General features: G+C 46.6%; 1 protein-coding gene. It reads left to right on the plus strand.

All coding sequences use genetic code 11. The annotated features are described in order from the left end of the window. Positions 1-403: 403 nt before the first annotated feature. Positions 404-2315, plus strand: a 1912-nt coding sequence (gene secA, locus IQ242_RS22780) for a preprotein translocase subunit SecA (RefSeq protein ID WP_193961515.1), incomplete at its 3' end; no start/stop codon positions are given.

Below are 2315 nucleotides of genomic sequence, written 5' to 3' on the forward strand. Positions count from 1 at the left end.
GTCAAATTGAAAGATCTCCGAATCAGCACCGGAACTGAAATTACTTTGATAGGAAAGATTACATGGCATCTTGACAATTAGTGTTTAATGAACGAATAGTGCCGATAGTTGGGCTTAAGTGGGGAACAAGACTTGCCCTGAGCCAAGTCGAAGGGGTCGCTCGATTTAGCAGTGGAATTAGCCCTACAATCGGCGTAGGGCTAATTCATGAATTAGCCCTACAATCGGCGTTGTCAAATTGAAAGATGCTCCGAATCAGTTGGGAGCATTGCATCTTTCCTCTTCTGAATCTGACAACGCCGTCCCTGTTCACCGATAAATGATTCTCCACTCCCAACCAGAGTGATACAATTGTTAACACCACAGACCAAGAGCCAATCGAAGCGAGAGAATAAAAACTGCTATGTTAAAAGCCCTACTCGGAGACCCCAACGCCCGCAAAATTAAAAAATTTCAGCCCCTCGTCACCGAAATCAACCTGCTGGAAGAGGATATTAAAAACCTGTCCGATGAGGAATTAAGGAGCAAAACCAGCGAATTTAAGGAAAGATTGGACAAAGCGAGAAATTATGACGAGAGAGAGGAGATTCTCGAGGAAATCCTCCCCGAAGCTTTCGCCATTGTCCGGGAAGCGGGAATCCGAGTCTTAGGGATGCGTCACTTTGACGTGCAGTTATTGGGGGGAATGGTACTGCACAAAGGACAAATCGCCGAGATGAAAACCGGGGAAGGAAAAACCCTGGTGGCCACACTCCCCGCTTATTTGAATGGATTGACCGGAAAAGGGGTTCACGTCGTCACCGTTAACGATTATCTCGCCCGTCGTGACGCGGAATGGATGGGGCAGGTACACCGCTTTTTAGGGTTAAGTGTGGGACTAATTCAAGCCGGCATGAGTCCGGAAGAAAGAAAGAAAAATTATGCCTGTGACATCACCTACACCACTAACAGCGAACTCGGCTTTGATTATCTGCGCGATAACATGGCTACAGTGATGGGGGAAGTTGTCCAAAGACCCTTTAACTACTGCGTTATTGACGAGGTGGACTCCATTCTTATTGATGAGGCCAGAACTCCATTAATTATATCAGGACAGATCGATCGACCCACAGAAAAATATATTCTCGCCGCCGAAATCGCCAAGCAATTAGTGCGCCAAGAAGTAGAAGACGGACCGGGAGACTACGAAGTTAACGAAAAAGACCGTAACGTTTTAATGACCGATGAAGGCTTTAAAAGAGCGGAAGAACTATTAGGAGTTACCGATTTATACGACCAAGAAAATCCCTGGGCGCACTATATTTCTAACGCTATTCGTGCCAAAGAACTCCAGAAAAAAGACGTTAACTATATCGTCCGCAGTGGTGAAATTGTTATCGTTGATGAGTTCACGGGACGGGTATTACCGGGGCGACGTTGGGGCGATGGTTTACATCAGGCAGTGGAAGCTAAGGAAGGGGTAGAAATTCAACAGGAAACCCAAACCTTAGCCACGATTACCTATCAAAACTTTTTCCTGCTCTATCCGAAATTATCTGGCATGACCGGGACGGCCAAAACCGAAGAAACGGAACTAGAAAAAGTCTATAACCTGCAAGTAACAATTGTTCCCACTAACCGCGTTTCTCGTCGGCAAGATTTAGCCGATATGGTCTATAAAAATGAACAGGCAAAATGGAACGCCGTCGCCGAAGAATGTCAACAAATGCACGAACAGGGTCGCCCGGTTTTAGTCGGTACCACCAGTGTGGAAAAATCAGAAGTGCTTTCGCTGTTATTACAGGAAAGAAAGATTCCCCATAACTTGCTTAATGCTCGTCCGGAAAACGTGGAAAGGGAATCGGAAATCGTCGCCCAAGCGGGCCGGGCCGGGGCCGTAACCATCGCCACGAATATGGCGGGACGGGGAACCGATATCATCCTCGGTGGTAACTCCGACTATATGGCCCGATTGAAAATTCGCGAGTATTTAATGCCCAAATTAGTTATGCCCGAGGATGACAATTTGGCCTTTAGTTTACCCAGTTTAGGGGAACGCAATCGCCCGCAAGGATTCGCCCCGGGTAAGAAGAAAAAAAACTGGCGTGCCTCGGCGGAAATTTTTCCCACCGAGTTACCGAAAGAGGTAGAAAATGCCCTGAAAGAAGCGGTTAAATTTGCCGTTGATACCCACGGAACTCAAAGTTTACCGGAATTAGAAGTGGAAGAAAAAATCGCCATTGCAGCCGAAAAAGCTCCCACGGATGACCCGGTTATTCAAAAGTTACGCGAAGTCTATAAATTAATTCGCAAAAGTTATGAAGATTACCCCGGTA

The sequence above is a fragment of the Microcystis sp. LEGE 08355 genome, from assembly GCF_015207185.1.
GTDB lineage: Bacteria > Cyanobacteriota > Cyanobacteriia > Cyanobacteriales > Microcystaceae > Microcystis > Microcystis panniformis.